Source organism: Lysobacter sp. SCRH-1R, from assembly GCF_057747855.1.
The window spans coordinates 1,120,153-1,136,231 of sequence record NZ_CM173227.1 but is presented as its reverse complement, the minus strand read 5'-3'; the positions used below and the strand labels follow the sequence as shown (position 1 = coordinate 1,136,231).

The 16,079-nt window shown below is 69.3% G+C and carries 10 protein-coding genes; 5 read left to right on the top strand and 5 right to left on the bottom strand.

What is annotated here, in order from left to right; all coding sequences use genetic code 11:
• Positions 1-64 precede the first annotated feature (64 nt).
• Positions 65-1,450 (bottom strand): metalloprotease PmbA, encoded by a 1,386-nt coding sequence (gene pmbA / locus AC3ANK_RS05220; RefSeq protein WP_206860386.1) that lies wholly within the window; start codon positions 1,448-1,450, stop codon positions 65-67.
• Between the two features lie 154 nt (positions 1,451-1,604).
• On the opposite strand from pmbA, the gene yjgA reads away from it, so the two are divergent.
• A complete protein-coding gene (yjgA, locus tag AC3ANK_RS05215; RefSeq protein WP_206859652.1) occupies positions 1,605-2,180 on the top strand; it encodes a ribosome biogenesis factor YjgA in 576 nt (191 codons plus the stop codon).
• Positions 2,181-2,329: 149 nt separating this feature from the next.
• Here yjgA and tldD read toward each other — a convergent pair whose 3' ends face one another.
• The 4 genes from tldD to AC3ANK_RS05195 all read right to left on the bottom strand — a co-directional run bounded on the left by tldD (position 2,330) and on the right by AC3ANK_RS05195 (position 10,103).
• Positions 2,330-3,772, bottom strand: coding sequence for a metalloprotease TldD (tldD, locus tag AC3ANK_RS05210; RefSeq protein WP_484172296.1), 1,443 nt, complete (start codon positions 3,770-3,772; stop codon positions 2,330-2,332).
• Positions 3,773-3,961: 189 nt separating this feature from the next.
• The gene (locus AC3ANK_RS05205; RefSeq protein ID WP_484172295.1) at positions 3,962-7,822 is read right to left on the bottom strand and encodes a YhdP family protein; all 3,861 of its coding nucleotides are present in this window, start codon (positions 7,820-7,822) and stop codon (positions 3,962-3,964) included.
• 206 nt (positions 7,823-8,028) lie between these two features.
• Positions 8,029-9,522, bottom strand: coding sequence for a ribonuclease G (rng, locus tag AC3ANK_RS05200; protein WP_206859655.1), 1,494 nt, complete (start codon positions 9,520-9,522; stop codon positions 8,029-8,031).
• Positions 9,519-10,103, bottom strand: coding sequence for a Maf family protein (locus tag AC3ANK_RS05195; protein WP_206859656.1), 585 nt, complete (start codon positions 10,101-10,103; stop codon positions 9,519-9,521). Before AC3ANK_RS05195 ends, rng begins: the two co-directional genes overlap by 4 nt.
• 140 nt (positions 10,104-10,243) lie before the next feature.
• Between AC3ANK_RS05195 and AC3ANK_RS05190 the strand changes: the two genes are divergently transcribed.
• The 4 genes from AC3ANK_RS05190 (at position 10,244) to AC3ANK_RS05175 (ending at position 15,937) form a co-directional block, all read left to right on the top strand.
• A complete protein-coding gene (locus AC3ANK_RS05190) occupies positions 10,244-10,990 on the top strand; it encodes an SIMPL domain-containing protein (RefSeq protein WP_484172294.1) in 747 nt (248 codons plus the stop codon).
• Between the two features lie 2 nt (positions 10,991-10,992).
• Positions 10,993-11,190: a hypothetical protein gene (locus AC3ANK_RS05185; protein WP_206859659.1), complete on the top strand. Its 198-nt coding sequence runs from the start codon at positions 10,993-10,995 to the stop codon at positions 11,188-11,190.
• 130 nt (positions 11,191-11,320) lie between these two features.
• The gene (locus AC3ANK_RS05180; protein WP_206859660.1) at positions 11,321-11,992 is read left to right on the top strand and encodes an energy transducer TonB; all 672 of its coding nucleotides are present in this window, start codon (positions 11,321-11,323) and stop codon (positions 11,990-11,992) included.
• Between the two features lie 198 nt (positions 11,993-12,190).
• Positions 12,191-15,937, top strand: coding sequence for an autotransporter outer membrane beta-barrel domain-containing protein (locus AC3ANK_RS05175; RefSeq protein WP_484172293.1), 3,747 nt, complete (start codon positions 12,191-12,193; stop codon positions 15,935-15,937).
• Positions 15,938-16,079: the final 142 nt, after the last annotated feature.

Genomic DNA, 16,079 nt, shown 5'->3' with positions numbered 1-16,079 from the left:
CCAGGCCACTTTCCGCCGAGCCGTCGAGCAGGTCAAGCAAACCTGCGCGACAGCACCAAACCGATCAATCGTCCGATTCGGACTCGCCCGCCACGGTCATGCGGCCGATCAGGATCGAGCCGGTACGCACGTGCGAACGCGGGTCCACGTCGGTGCCGACCGCCTCGATCGCCGCGAACATCGACCGGAGGTTGCCGGCGACGGTGATGCCGTCGACCGGGTACTGGATCTGGCCGCCCTCGATCCAGAACCCCGCCGCGCCGCGCGAATAATCGCCGGTGACGTTGTTGACGCCCTGCCCCATCAGCTCGGTGACCAGCAGGCCGCGACCCATGCCGCGCAGCATCGACTCGAAGTCGCCGGCGTTCGCGGCGACCTGCAGGTTGTGCACGCCGCCGGCGTTGGCGGTGGTCTGCAGTCCGAGCTTTCGCGCGGAATAGCTGCCGAGGATGTACCGCTGCAGCACGCCGTCCTTCACCAGCGGCGATTCGCGCGTGGCCACGCCTTCGGCATCGAACGACGCGGAACGGAAGCCGCGCGGCAGGAACGGCAGTTCCTCGATGCCGAACCAGTCCGGGAACAGCGTCTGCCCGGCGCTGTCGACGAGGAAGCTCGCGCGGCGGTACAGCGCGCCGCCGGACACCGCGCCGAGCAGATGGCCGATCAGCGAACGCGCCATCTCGGCCGAATACAGCACCGGGTAGTCTCCGGTCGGAATCTGCCGCGGCGCCAGGCGCGAAGCCGCACGCGCGGCGGCCTTGCGGCCGATGCTCGCGGCCGGCTCCAGGTCGTCGGCCGACAGGCCGATGCTGTACCAGCCGTCGCGCTGCATCGCGTCGCCACGGCCGGCGATCAGCGCGCAGCCCAGGCTGTGCTGGGTGCTGCGCTCGCGGCCGATGAAACCGTGCGAATTGGCGTAGACGCTGATGCTTTCGCCGGTGCCGAGCGAGGCGCCGTCGGAGTTGCCGATGCGCGAATCCGAATCGCGGCCCGCCTGTTCGCAGGCCAGCGCGAGGTCCAGCGCACGGTCGGCGTCGATCGGCCACGGATGCCAGGAGTCGAATTCGCGCAGGTCCGTCGCCATCAGTGCGGCCTCGGCGAGACCGGCGGCGGCATCGTCCTCGGTGTGGCGGGCGATCGCGCAGGCCTGCTCGACCGTGGCGTCGAGGCTTTCCTCGCGCAGGTCGGCGGTGCTCGCGCTGCCCTTGCGCTGGCCGAAATAGACGGTGACGGAGATGCCGCGGTCGCGGGTGGACTCGACGGTCTCCACCTCGCCCATGCGGACGTTGACGTTGAGGCCCGACTCCTCCGAGCACGACACCTCGGCCTGCGTGGCGCCGCGCGCGCGGGCGCGCTCGAGCAGGCGTTGCGAGAGGTCCGCCAGCGCGTCCAGGCGCGCGTGGCTGTCGCCAAGGGAGGCGGCGTAGGCGGGGAGGTTCGGGGCGGCGATCTGGCTCACTGTCGTTCCTTGGGAATGCTTTCTTGACGCGGATCCATACGGATGAATGCGGATAATGCGGGAGCGGGATGGCGGTTCAAACGTGCTTTATGCGCGGGCATCCGCGAAAATCCGCGTCCGATCTTTTGTTTGCGGCAGGTGCGCCATGCGCGGTAGAGACGAGGAAACCGGCGAGTTCTTCAGCCCCAGCCGGAGCCAGAACCGGCGCGACGCGCTGGAAGTGCTGGCGCTGGGCGAAAAGCTGGTCGCGTTGACCGAGGCGCAGCTGGCGAAACTGCCGGTGCCCGAATCGCTGCTGCCGCACATCCGCGAATGCAGGCGCATCACCTCGCACATCGCGCACAAGCGCCAGCTGGCGTACCTGGCCAAGCAGATGCGCCGCGAGGACGACGAGGTGCTCGAAGCGATCCGCGACGCGCTGGACGAAAGCGGCGAAGCGGCGCGGCGCGAAGTCGCGGCGATGCATCGCGTGGAAGCCTGGCGCGAGCGCCTGCTCGCCGATGGCGACGCGGCGCTGGCGCAGCTGCTCGACGAACATCCCACCGCCGATCGCCAGCACCTGCGCGCACTGGTGCGCAGCGCGCTGGACGAACGCCGGAAGAACAAGCCGCCGCGCGCGTTCCGAGAGCTGTACCGGGCGCTGCGCGAACTGATCGTGGGCGGCGCGTCGGGGGACGACGACCTCGAGGGTGCGGACGAGACGTTCGACGACGCGCGCTGAGGCCTGCCCTTGCAGCCCGGATAAGCGCAGCGCATCCGGGGAACGCATTGCTCGAACGATGCACGGCGAGCCGCGGAAAGCACCCGGGTGCGCCGCGCTTACCCGGGCCACAAACGCTCGGATATTCGACGCTCCCGGTGTCCGCAGGCTCACGCCTGCGTCCCGCCCACCGTCAACTGGTCGATCAGCAGCGACGGCTGGCCCACGCCGACCGGCACGCTCTGGCCGTCCTTGCCGCACACGCCGACGCCTTCGTCCAGCGCGAGGTCGTGGCCGATCATCTTCACGCGCTGCATGGTTTCCGGGCCGTTGCCGATCAGCGTGGCGCCCTTCACCGGCGCGGTGATCCTGCCGTCCTCGATCAGGTAGGCCTCGGTCGCCGAGAACACGTACTTGCCGTTGGTGATGTCGACCTGGCCGCCGCCGAAATTCACCGCGTACAGGCCCTTCTTCACCGAGCGGATCATCTCTTCCGGATCGTGCGTGCCCGCCAGCATGTAGGTGTTGGTCATGCGCGGCATCGGCAGGTGCGCGAAGGACTCGCGACGGCCGTTGCCGGTCGGCGCCATGCCCATCAGGCGCGCGTTGAGCGTGTCCTGCATGTAACCCACCAGTACGCCGTCCTCGATCAGCGTCGTGCAGTTGCTCGGCGTGCCTTCGTCGTCGACGTTGAGCGAACCGCGACGTCCCGGCAGCGTGCCGTCGTCGACGATGGTCACACCCGGCGATGCCACGCGCTGGCCGAGGCGGCCGGCGTAGGTCGAGGTGCCCTTTCGATTGAAGTCGCCTTCCAGGCCGTGGCCGACGGCTTCGTGCAGCAGCACGCCGGTCCAGCCGTTGCCGAGCACCACCGGCATCACGCCGGCCGGCGCATCGATCGCCTCCAGGTTCACCAGGGCCTGGCGCAGCGCTTCGCGCGCGAGCGTTTCCGGCTTGTCGCCGTCGAGCAGTTCGGAATAGCTGTAACGCCCGCCACCGCCGGCGTAGCCGCTTTCGCGACGGCCGTTGTGTTCGACGATCACCTGCACGTTCAGGCGCACCAGCGGGCGCACGTCGGCGGCGAGCACGCCGTCGCTGCGCGCGACCAGGATCGTGTCGACGCCGCCGGAGAGCGACACCATCACCTGCTTCACGCGCGGATCGGCGGCGCGCAGCATGCGGTCGACGCGACGCAGCGCTTCGACCTTGGCTTCGTTCGCGTAGCCGTCGATGGGATCTTCCGGCACGTACAGCTCGCGACCGCCGCCGCGCACCAGCGAATGCGGCGCCTGCACCGAACCGTCGCGCGCGATGGCGCGCGCGGATTTCGCCGCGGTCAGCAGCGCCTGCGTGTTGATTTCGTCCGAATACGCGAAGCCGGTCTTCTCGCCGCTGATCGCTCGCACACCGACGCCCTGCTCGATCGAATGCGCGCCGTCCTTGACGATGCCGTCCTCGACCGTCCAGCTCTCGCGGCGCGCGTGCTGGAAATACAGATCGCCGAAATCCACGCCCGGGCCGAGCAGCGTGCCGAGGGTGCGTTCGAGGCCGCCCGCATCGAGGCCGGCGGGCAACAACAGGCGGTTTTCGGCGATCTGGATGGGAAGGGTCATGCGGGCTCTCTGGAGTGGAACGCCGGCCGGCAGCGGGCATGCGGCCGGCAATGGCACTGCGTGTCCAGCCGGGGAAATCCCCGGCGGCGATGGGGGGTGATCAGGAAGGAGATGGTGGCACAACGGGCGAACGCAACGGCTTGCGCGGCACGGCCGGGGCGGGATTCAGGCGCGTTCCGGCGGCGGGCCTCATGTTTCCGGCGGCGGTTCCTCGGCCTTCGCCTGGCCGGATTGCCCGCTCACCACCTCGACCTTCGGCTCCTTCCACGGCCCGGTCACGCGGTACGTGCGCGAGGCCATCTCGCCGATCGGCTTCTGCAGCACCGCATTCGCCGCCGCGCCGATCGCCGCGCCCACCGGGCCAGCCGCCAGCGCGCCGGCGACGGTGAGCAGGTTCGCGGCCTTCGGGCGCACCTCGATGGTCTGGTCGAACGTCTGCGCGCGCAGGTTCGCGGTGCCGCGGATGCCGATGGACGCGGCCGGCCCGTCGATGGAGAGGTTGTCGCTGCGCGCCATGCCGCCGGCGAAGTTCACCTTGCCGCCGGCGCGGTTGAAGGCGAAGCCCTTGTTGAAGAAGTCGCGGAAATCCAGCATCAGCCGGCGCGGCAGCTGGGCGAGGCTGAGCAGGCCGAGCACGCGTCCGGCGCCGGGTTCGACTTCGAGCAGGCGACCGTCGCGGATGTCGGCCTCCAGGCTGCCGTCGAGCGAGGCGACGTTGAACGCCGCCGGACTTCCCGCCCAGCCGGCGGCGAAATGCATCGTGCCGGTGCCGCCGCCGAGCTGCTGGCCCATGCCGAACCCGGCGAGCAGGCTGCCCAGGTCCTGGCTGTCGATCTTCACGTCCAGCTGCGTGCGCGCGGACGCACCGCGGCCGTGCCAGTCGCCGCTCGCGTCGATGCGCTGCTTCTGCGCGCGCATCTGCACCTGTTCGATGCGCATGCCGGTCGCGGTCGGTCGGGTACGCAGCTTCGCTTCGCCCAGGCGCGCGTCGGACACGTGCAGGTCGGCGATGTCGATGGTCAGCGGCGGGATCTTCGCCGGGTTGAACGCATCGTCCGCGGGCGCCGCGACCGGCGGCGCCGGCGACGCGGCACCCGGCGTGGCCCGCTTCGGCGCGCGCCAGTACATGCGGTCGAAACGCCCGGCGATGGTCGCGCCCTCGCCCGCGGGAACCAGCACCGCGCCCTGCAACGCGGCGCCTTCGGCCTGCACGGCGGTGGCGCCGTTCGCGGCCGGCACGACGACCAGATGCGTGTCGGGAAACACGCCGCCGAGCAGGTTCAACTTCTGCGCGGTGACGTCGATGCGTTGCAGCGAGAGGCCGTCGCCGCCACTGCCGCCGCCTTCCAGCAGCGCGATCCAGTCGATCGCGTCCAGCTGCGCCGCGCGCCCCGTCGCGACCAGCCCGTGCGCGGGCGGCACGTCGTCGACGCGGTTGGTGCCGAGCGCGAGTCGCACGCCGGTCTGGCTCTTGCCGGCCGCGTCGGTCGCCGTGCGCGCGCGCACCGCGATCACGTTGCCGAGGTTCACGCGGATGTCGCCGCCGCCCATCGGCAACGGGGTTTCGACCGACGTCGCGAGCGATTCGCCGGCCGGCTTTTCCAGCGGCTCGGGCAGCGTGAGCGCGGTGCCGACCAGGTTGGACTGAAGTTGCAGAAGCGTCGGCGCGGTCCGGCCCGGCGCGGCTTTCGGGATCGCGATGCCGACCGTCCACGCCGAACGTCCGTCGACATGCGGCTTCAGCCATGCCATTTCCGGCGCGCGGTCGAGCAGTTCCTTCGCCGACATCTGCGCATCGAGCCCGGCTTCGAACACGTTGCCCTTGTCGCGCACGAACTCGTTGCCCGCGCGCAGCGACAGCGCGCCGGGCTGGCCTTCGTGCAGCACCTTCAGGCCATCGGCGCGGAAGCCGCCGCGTGCGTATTCGGCCTTGCCGCTGACCTGTTCGAACGCGAGTTTCCAGCGCGGATCGGCGAGTTTCGCCCGTTCGAGCTGCACGGTGCCGGCGATCTTCGTGACCTGGTTCGGCCGCAGCGGCATCTCCATGTCGAAGCCGACCTTGGCCGGCCCGCTGGCGACGACGTTCTTCAACGTGTCGGCATGTTCCTTCTGCAACGGGCTGTGTCGCAGCAGGTTCAGCAGCTGCGCCGCATCGGCATTGCCCTGCGCCTGCACGGTCAGCGCGCCGCCCTTGTAGTGGTCGATGCCCGCGCGGATCTGCGGGATCGCGACGCCCGCAAGACGCCCCTGCCCCTGCACGGTGAAGCCGTCGGCGACGAAGGCGACATCGGCGTTCAAGCCTTCCACTGCCGGCCAGTCGGGCTGGAACTTGATGATGGCGTCGTCGAGTTTCGCGCTCGCTTCGAAAAGACCGTTGCGGTCGCGGAAGGGCCAGTCGTCCAGATCGCCCGACACCACCGCGCGGCCGTCGTGCAGGCGCCCGCCAAGCAGCGCGTTGTCGAGCCATGCCACGACTTTCGGCGCCATCACGTGGCGGATCCAGAAGCCCTTCGCGACCGGCACCTGCGCTTCGTCGATGTCGGCGGCCAGGTCGATGCGCGGACGCGAGCCGTCGCCCTGCCACCACAGCCCGCCGCGCGCGTGCACGCCGAAGCCCTGGCCCTTCACCGCCAGCGAGGACGTGCCGATGCGCCAGCCCTCTCCTTCGCGCCAGCCGCCGACCGAACCCTGCAGCGTCACCGCATGCGACACGCCGAAACCGCGCGGCCAGTCGAAGCGCATCGGCGAGGCGGGATCGAACTGGAGCGCGAAGCCGTCCGCATCGCCGAGGAATTGCCCGGCCAGTCCGCTCAGGCCGGGCGAATTGCCGACCGCATCGAAACCGAACGCATCGATGCGTGCCTGCGCGCGCAGCGCACCGCCGCGCACGCCGGTGACTTCGACCTCCCGCAGCGATGCGCGCGGACGGGTGTTGTGCAGCCACACGCGCAGGCCCGGCGCGAGACGGTCGCTGAGCGAGGCGGCGGTGAGCAGCGGGCCGGCGTCGATGCGGTCGGCCAGCAGCGCGTAGCGCGTGCCGCCGGCAACGACGAGGCCGTCGAGCTTCTGCGCGTCCTTGCCGGTTTCGATGCGCAGGGTCTTCGCGTCCACGCGCCAGCCGCCGTCGATCGTGCGCCAGCGCGCGAGCGCCGCCACGCGCGCGAACTGCACGCGCGGGACCGCGCCGCCGGCGAGCGGCGCGCCGCGCAGGCCGACGCGATCGAGCGCGACGTCGGCGATCACCTGCGTGATGCGGTGGTCGCGCAGGTCGGCCCAGGCTTCGGCGCGGCCTTCGCCGGATTCGCTGCCGACGCCGGCGATCTGCAGCAGCGGCGCCCACGCGGCCAGATCCGCGCGGCGTGCGCCGATATAGGCGCGGCCGTCGCCCTTCACGCGATCGAAGTCGAGCACCGTGTCCAGCGGCGAGGACGCGGCGCCGGGCACGTTCACGCTCGGCCACGCACGCACGCCGGCGCGCACGCGCGGGCCGTCCACGCGCAGGCGCAGGTTGATGCGCGGCACGTGCGCGTCGATGCCCAGGCTCGGCGCGATCACGGTGATCTTGCCGTCGATGACCTGCAGTTCGCCCAGCCCTTCCAGCGCGGCGAACGGATCGGCCTGCTGCGGCTGCGCCTGTCCGGGCAGGCCGCGCACCTGCCAGCGACCGTCGCCGGCGCGTTCGAGGGTCAGGTCGAGCCCGCGCAGGCGCAGTTCGGAAAACGCATGCCCCGGCAGCAGGCCGGCGTAGACGGACACGAGCATTTCCGTGTCGCCGATCGTGAAGGCCCGATCCCCGGCGCCCACGCGCAGGTTGTCCAGGCGCAACAGCGGGCCGCGCCGGGTCCAGGCGGTTTCCACGCGATCGAACGCGACCGGTCGCCCGGCGCGCTCGCTCAGCCAGGCGGCGACGCGCTGCGGATTGCTCTCGGCCAGCGGCAACACCTGGCTGGCCACGGCCAGCACCAGCGCGATGAGCACCAGCGACAGCGCGACCAGATAGCCCAGTCCACGACGGGCCATGCGCATGCGGCGACGCAGCGGGGTGGGCATGGGATCAGCGGCTTTCCAGATGGCGCGGGATGCGGGTGCGAGGGCGGGAACCGGGGAACGCCCCGGCCGCGCGATCCGGCGATGCGGACGCGCACGGGCGGCGGGACATCGCACGGCGGGACGGATGGCGCCCGCCATTGTCCGACCGGCCGCGCCAACGCAGCGTTACTGGACCGTCCTCTCCCGCCTCGCCGTTCCCGTTCCGCTCAGAGCAGCACGACATCGAACTGCTCCTGCGCGTACTGGTCGTCCGCCTGGAAGCGGATCGACTTGCCCAGGAATTCCTCCAGCTCGGCCACCGCCGCCGACTCCTCGTCGGTGATGCGCGCGACCACCTTGGACGACGCGATCACCATCAGCCGCTGCGCGTCGAACTGGCGCACCTGGCGGACGATGTCGCGGAAGATCTCGTACGTCACCGTTTCCGGCGTCTTCAGCGTGCCGCGACCGCCGCATTCGTGGCATGGCTCGCACAGCTGGCGCTCCAGGCTCTCGGTGGTGCGCTTGCGCGTCATCTCCACCAGGCCCAGCGGCGAGAAGTCGTACACCGTGGTCTTGGCGTGGTCGCGCGCGAGCGACTTCTCCAGCTGACGCAGCACCTGCCGCTTGTGCTCGGCGTCGGTCATGTCGATGAAGTCGATGATGATGATGCCGCCGAGGTTGCGCAGGCGCAGCTGGCGCGCGACCGACTGCGCGGCTTCGAGGTTGGTGCGGTACACCGTCTCCTCGAGGTTGCGCTGGCCGAGGAACGAACCGGTGTTGATGTCCACCGTCGTCATCGCCTCGGTCTGGTCGATGACCAGGTAGCCGCCGGATTTCAGCGGCACTTCTTTGTCGAGGGCACGCTGGATTTCGTCCTCGACACCGTACAGGTCGAAGATCGGCCGCGCGCCGGTGTAGTGCTCGATCTTCTCGTCCAGCCCCGGCATGTACTGCGCGGCGAACACGCGCAGGCGCTCGCAGGTCTCGCGCGAATCCACGCGCACCTTCTCCACGTCCTTGCGCATCAGGTCGCGCACCGCGCGCAGCGGGAGGTTGAGATCCTCGTACACGCGCTCGCCGACTTTCGCGCTGCGGGCGCGTTCTTCGATCAGCCCCCACACGCGGCCCAGGTACGCGACGTCCTCGGCGAGCTGCTCCTCCGGCTGGCCCTCGGCGTTGGTGCGCACGATGTAGCCGTGGGTTTCCCCCGAGGGCGAGAGCGAGGTGATGTGGTTCTTCAGGCGCGCGCGCTCGGCTTCGTCCTCGATGCGCGCCGACACGCCGACCACGCGCGTGCGCGGCAGAAGCACAAGGTACCGCGAGGGAATGCTCAGCTGCGTGGTGAGCCGCGCGCCCTTGCTGCCGATGGGGTCCTTCACCACCTGCACGACGATTTCCTGGCCTTCGCGCAGCAGTTCGGCGATGGGCCGCGTCGGCGCGGGCGGCAGCGGGGCTTCCTCGCCGGCGTTCTCGCCTTCGGCGACGGGCACGGGCTTGACGATGTCGGCCGCGTGCAGGAACGCCGCGCGTTCCAGCCCGATGTCGACGAACGCCGCCTGCATGCCGGGCATGACGCGCTGCACCTTGCCCTTGTAGATGTTGCCCACCACGCCGCGACGCCAGCCGCGTTCGATGTGCAGCTCCTGCAGCATGCCGTTCTCGACGACGGCGACGCGCGTCTCGCGCGGGGTGACGTTGACGAGGATCTCTTCGCTCACTCGATGACCCCGAATTCGCGCAGCAGCGTGGCCGTCTCGTACAGCGGCAGGCCCATCACACCCGAATAGCTGCCCGACAGCCGCACGGTGAAGGCTTCGGCCAGGCCCTGGATCGCATACGCGCCGGCACGCCCGTGCGGCTCGCCGCTGGCGACGTAGGCGTCGATCCGTGCCGGCGTGAGTTCGGCGAAGGTGACCTCCGAACGCGACACGGCGTGCAGTTCGCGCGAGGCCGAGACCACGTACACGGCCGAGACGACCTCGTGCGTGCGGCCGGACAACCGGCGCAGCATCGATGCGGCATCGGCGTCGTCGACGGGTTTTCCGAAGACCTCGCCGTCGAGCACGACCTCGGTGTCGGAGCCGAGCACGACGGCCGACGGGTTGGACATCACCCGCAGCAGGCCGGCGCCTGCCTTTTCGCGCGCGACGCGGCGCACGTAGTCCTCGGCGGGCTCGCCGGGCTGCGGATGTTCGGGGATGTCGATGTCGAGCAGGCCGAATTCGGCACCCGGCCGGCCGGACAGGAGCCGGCCCAGCAGTTCACGACGACGAGGGGATTTGGAGGCGAGATACAGCATCGGCGAAGCATAACCCGCGCTGACTGGGGCACAGGGTGGGGCATCATCTGCAACCCCGACGAAGCTCACGAATCGTTCACCGGATCGTCCAGACCCTAGGGTCCGTCACGCAGACGGCCCTTCCAACCCAAGGAGTTGTCATGCCCCAGCTGTCCCGCCTCTCCCTGCGTCCGCTCGTCCTTGCCGCCGTCCTCGCCCTCGGAGCCGTCCCCGCCGTGAGCCCCGCCCAGACCACGCCCTACGTCGCCACCGAAGGCACGCTGCTCAACGTGTCCGCCCAGGCCGAGGCCCGCCGCGCGCCCGACATCGCCACGCTGTCCACCGGCGTGGTCACGCAGGCCGCCGACGCCAACGCCGCCATGCGCGCCAACGCCGAGCAGATGGCGAAGGTCATCGCGGCGATCAAGGCCGCCGGCATCGCCGAGCGCGACGTGCAGACCAGCGGCGTCAACCTCAACCCGCAGTACAAGTACGGCGAGAACCAGCCGCCGACGATCACCGGCTACCAGGCGATCAACAACGTCAACATCACCGTGCGCGACATCGCCAAGCTCGGGAAGATCATGGATGCGCTGGTCGCCACCGGCGCCAACCAGATCAACGGCCCGACCTTCGACCTGGACGACGCCAAGAAGGAAGCCGCCTACGACGAAGCCCGCCGTGCGGCGGTCGAAAAGGCCCAGGCCCGCGCCGAAATGTACGCCAAGACGCTGGGCAGGAAGGTGCGCCGCATCGTCAGCATCAGCGAGGGCGGCAGCTTCGCCCCGCCGCGTCCGATGCCGATGATGGCGATGAAGGCGATGGATCGCGCCGAGTCCACGCCGATCTCACCCGGCGAAAACGTCCTTTCGGTCAATCTCGACGTCGTGTTCGAACTCGGAAACTGACGATGTCCCCGCTGCGAAGAAACGCGTCCGGAAAAAACGCTCCGCCCGCTGCCGATCCGAAATCCGGCCGCAATCCCGGCTACGCCGAGACCGAGCCGCGCGATCGCGACGACGCGCATTACCCGAAGCGTCGCGAGAAGCCGAACCCGGATGAGGGCGGCGGCAACGACGACCTGAGCGAGCGACCGACGCCGGACTGAGCGGCACACATCGCGCCTCACGAATGGACCCGCCTCGGCGGGTCCATTTTTTTTGCGTCGATACACACGCGGAACCCCGACGGACGCCTCCGCGCGTTCGACGCCATGGCACACCCCAGGAGGTTCCGCCATGGCACACGCGATCCACCTTCCTTCCGCTGCCCATGAGTCCATCGACGGCGGACGCATCGCCGCGAACACCGGCACGCTGCTGATCAACGGCGCGTTGCTGCTCGCGCTGCTGGTGCCGCTCTCGCAGCGCGCGCCCGACGCGCCCGCCACACCGCACGAAGCGATCACGATCATCCAGTTGCCGAAGATCCGTCCGGTCGATCCGCCACCGCCGGAACGCGTCGAGATCACGCGCAGGCCACCGACGCCGGTGACGCGCCCCTCGCCGCAGACGCGGCCCGTCGTCGCGCAACTCGAACAACCGGTGGTCGATGCGCAGCCGGGCGACATGGCGATCGAGGCGCCCGCGAACGTTGTCGATGAAGGACCCGCCACGATCGAACCTGCGACGACTTCGCCCATCGCGCAACTGCAGGCATTGCGCGCACCGCCGCCGCCCTATCCCGCCGAAGCGATGCGCGCTGGCCTGAGCGGCACGGTCGAGCTGGAAATCCTCGTCGGCACCGACGGCCGTGCACTCGATGTGCGCATCGTGCGCAGCAGCGGCCATCGCATGCTCGACCAGGCGGCACGTCGCACCGTGTTGTCGAAGTGGACCTTCGTGCCGGCGATGCGGGACGGACGTGCGGTGGAGGCACTGGGGCGGCTGCCGGTGGTGTTCACGCTGTAGAAACTGCATCGGAAAGGCCGCAGAACCGCTGTCAGAAAATCCTTACTCATGAATCTTTCTCGCTGATCTTTTCTTATTTCGCAGCATTCCGACGACTTTCAGACTGCGCGACCGGACGTCGGCACGACGTCCATCGCGCACGCCTGGCTTCCCGTGTTGGGGCGTGCACCTCTCGTCCTAACTCACCAGGAAGTGTCAATGAAGCTTCATCCCCTGAGGCAGCGGCCTCTCGCTCTCGCGTTGCATCTGGCCATCGCTGTCGGCGCACCTTCCGTCGCTTATGCGGAACAACTGATCGTTATTGGCGACCCGGCCGCCAATGCCGACGGCAAGACGTTCGATACCGGGATCGAGGCCGAGGACGCTGGCGTCGCGGTGCTCGCATTGTCCGGCGGCAAGATCACCGGCAGCGATGTCGTCGCGCGCTCCGGTGGCGAGAACACCGCTACCGTCGTGGTGGCAGATGATGGAAGCACCATCGAACTGAGCGACTCCCAAATCGTCGCGAGCGGCCCATCCAGCTTTGGTGCGATCGCTGCAGATGGCGGATCGCTGAAGCTTCGCGACACCAGGGTCACGACCACCAACACCGGTACGGCGTCCATTGTGGCGCTGGGCGGCAGCGTGCTGGTCGAAGGCGGCACGGTACGCAGCTCGCAGGGAACCGCTCTTGTGGCGTCGGGAGCCGGCAGCCTGATCACGACCCAGGACACGACAATCGTGGGCAGCGGCAACGGACAGGCGGTCGTGTCGAGCGTCGACTCAGGCCGCGTCACGATCAACGGGGGCTCCATCGAGTCGAACGGCAGCAACTACGCCGCGGTCCTGCACGCCACAGGCGAAGGCAGCCGCATCGATGCGAACGGCGTCGCCATCGAGGCGTTCGGGAGCGGTACGCTCGAGGCGCCCAACGCCGTCGCCGTCGCCGTCGCCCAGTCCGGTGGACAGGTGGCGCTCGAGGGCGCCAACGCGCACACCTATGGCAGCTACGCGAATGGCCTGTGGTCTGAAGGCGGCGGCAGCCGGATCACGGCGTCCGGAACCACGATCGCGACCGAGGGCGCAAGCGCGGTCGGCGTCCTTGCGCGTGACGAAGGCACCGTCGTACTCGATGACGCGACCCTTTCCACCAGTAACGCCGATGCGGACGGTCTCCGGGCGTTCGAGGGCGGTAGCATCGAGGCTGGCGGAACCACCGTTTCGACCTCGGGAGAAACCGCGTACGGCGTGTATGCCACGCAATCCGGCAAGGTCGACTTCCAGGATGGGAGCATTGCCACCACCGGCGACCATTCCGACGGCGTCCACTCGACGGACTCGGCGCAGGTGACCTTGACCGGGACGAAGATCACGACTTCGGGCGTACTCGCAGACGCCGTGCAGGTCGGCGGGAAGGCGGTCGTGAACGGCACGGACCTGACGCTCGAGACGAGCAAGGACGACGCCTATGGCGTGTACGTTTACGACGCGGGCTCGGCAACCCTCGACAACACCAACATCGCGACGCAGGGTGAGCTCGCATACGGCATCGGTGCTGTCGACCCTGACAGCCGCGTCGCGATCACCGGCGGCAGCATCACTACCGCAGGAAAGACAGCCAACGGCCTGGACGCCTACCTCGGCGCCACGGTGACGGCGAAGGATGTCACCGTCACCACGCATGGCGAGCAATCGATGGCGGTCTCGGCCTTTGGTGCTGGAAGCCGCATCGACGTCGACGGCGCCACCATCGTCACCGATGGCCCGCTGGCAGACGGTGCGACCGCGAACACCGGCGGCGAAGTGCGCATCCGCAACAGCAGTGTGACCACCAACGGCGAAGCGGCGGATGGTCTCAGCGCAGTTCGTCAGAACAGCCTGGTGGAAGGCGATAACGTGAACGTGAAGGTGTCGGGCGCCGATGCGGCCGGCGCCACCGCCGTGTCGGGAGGCACCGTCCGCGTAAGCAATGGTTCGCGCATCGAGAGCACCGGCAGCACGCCCTACAGCCACGCTGCCATGGCCATCACCACCGCGGCCAACGCACCCGGCGCCACGTTCGAAGCAACCGATTCCACGCTCGTCAGTGCCCATGGCGCCGGTGTCGCGATCAACGGCGGCGCCACCGCGCGGCTGACGAACACGACCGTCGAGGCGGGTCGCAACGCCCTCGGCTACGAAGCTCCGCCGGCACCGCTCGATGCCCCCGCCACCATCACCGTCGATGGCGGCCGCCTGCATTCGGCCGAAGCCACGATCGGCGTGGTGTCGGGCAAGGGCTCGGTGACGCTCTCCAACGGCGTGAAGATCACCAGCGACAACGGCGTGCTCGCGCAGGTCAACCCGGATGCGGCCCTCACCCTGAACATGGACAACGTACGGACGGCAGGCGATCTGATCGCCGGTCCGTCCGCAACGCTGGACTTCAATCTGTCGAACGGCTCGGCGCTCACGGGCACGGCGACGAACGCGGGCCACGCCACCATCGATTCGACGAGCCTGTGGACGCTGACCGGCAACTCGGTGGTCGCTTCCATGCGCAATGGCGGCACCATCGGGTTCGCCGCACCGGCAGGCGCCGGCTTCAAGACGCTGGAAGTCACCGGCGATTACGTGGGCGACGGCGGTCGCCTGGTGCTGAACACCGTCCTCGGCGGAGACGCGTCCGCCACCGACAAGCTCATCGTCCACGGCGATACCGAAGGGGCCACTGCCGTCACCGTCAATAACGTGGGCGGCGCCGGCGCGCAGACGTCGAATGGCATCCAGGTCGTGCAGGTCGATGGTGCATCGAACGGCACCTTTGCGCTCGCGAAGCGTGCGACCGCCGGCGCGTACGAGTACCTGCTCTACAAGGGCGGTGTCGCGACGCCGACCGACGGCGACTGGTACCTGCGCTCCGAGGTGCAGGTCGTTCCGACTCCGGTGGTCCCGACGCCGGTAACGCCCGATCCGACCGATACCAACGATCCGGCTCCCGGTCCCGCGCCGGTCGCCCCCGTCGTCCCGACCGCCCCGCTCTACCGCCCCGAATCCGCCGCCTACCTCGCCAACCAGGCCGCGGCCGTGGGCATGTTCGAGCACTCCATGCACGATCGCATGGGCGAGCCGAACCTCGGCGCGCCTGGCGACGACGGGCGCACGTCGGCGGCGTGGGTGCGCGTGGTGCGCAACCAGATGGACGGCGTCACGGGCGAAGGCCAGCTCGATGCCGGCACCGATACCTCGGTGCTGCAGATCGGCGGCGAGATCGCACGCGGGACCGGTGACCGCCGCTTCCATGTCGGCCTGATGGGCGGCACCGGTCGCGCGAACACCGACGTGACGTCGAACCCGCTGCCCTGGCGCGCCAAGGGCAAGGTCGTCGGCTACAACCTGGGCCTGTACGGCACGTGGTTCGCGAACGCGAATACGACCACCGGCTTGTACCTCGACGGCTGGCTGCAGTACGGCCGCTACGACAACAAGGTGCAGGGCGATTACCTCGCGTCGGAGCGTTACGACTCGTCGACCTGGGCGGGCTCGATCGAAGCCGGTTACGCGTTCGCGCTGAACGACGGCGGCAGCACGCGCTTCTTCGTGGAGCCGCAGGCGCAGGCGATCTTCACCGACTACACCATGTCGCAGCACCGCGAGGAGAACGGCACGCTGATCGACGACGTGGATGCCGGTGGCCTGACCACGCGTTTGGGCGTGCGGTTCTACGGGCATGCGGCCAGTGCGCAGCGCAACCTCGTGCAGCCGTTCGTCACGTTGAACTGGTGGCACGACGACGACCGCAACCGCATGGCGTTCAACACCACCACGCTCGAACTGCAACTGCCGCGCGACCGCTACGAAGCCAAGCTCGGCCTGCAGACGCAGCTCGGCAGCGGCTGGACGGGTTGGGGCAACCTCGGCCTCGCGTACGGCGCAGGCGACTACCACGATGTCACCGGCCAGCTTGGGCTGAACTATCGCTGGTAAGCCGTCGCGTCATCGCGGCATCGAAGCCACCCCGAGCGATCGGGGTGGCTTTTTTTGTCGGGCTTCAACGCATCACGCATGCGCTCCCATCGCGAACGTCCGCTTCACTCCGCCATGCAGGCGAAGCCGGAGGCCCGGCGGG

Coding starts and splice junctions, on each gene's coding strand:
- yjgA (WP_206859652.1), top strand. CDS start 1,605: ATGCGCGGTAGAGACGAGGAAACCGGCGAGTTCTTCAGCCCCAGCCGG.
- AC3ANK_RS05185 (WP_206859659.1), top strand. CDS start 10,993: ATGTCCCCGCTGCGAAGAAACGCGTCCGGAAAAAACGCTCCGCCCGCT.
- tldD (WP_484172296.1), bottom strand. CDS start 3,772: ATGACCCTTCCCATCCAGATCGCCGAAAACCGCCTGTTGTTGCCCGCC.
- AC3ANK_RS05195 (WP_206859656.1), bottom strand. CDS start 10,103: ATGCTGTATCTCGCCTCCAAATCCCCTCGTCGTCGTGAACTGCTGGGC.
- AC3ANK_RS05175 (WP_484172293.1), top strand. CDS start 12,191: ATGAAGCTTCATCCCCTGAGGCAGCGGCCTCTCGCTCTCGCGTTGCAT.
- AC3ANK_RS05205 (WP_484172295.1), bottom strand. CDS start 7,822: ATGCCCACCCCGCTGCGTCGCCGCATGCGCATGGCCCGTCGTGGACTG.
- AC3ANK_RS05180 (WP_206859660.1), top strand. CDS start 11,321: ATGGCACACGCGATCCACCTTCCTTCCGCTGCCCATGAGTCCATCGAC.
- AC3ANK_RS05190 (WP_484172294.1), top strand. CDS start 10,244: ATGCCCCAGCTGTCCCGCCTCTCCCTGCGTCCGCTCGTCCTTGCCGCC.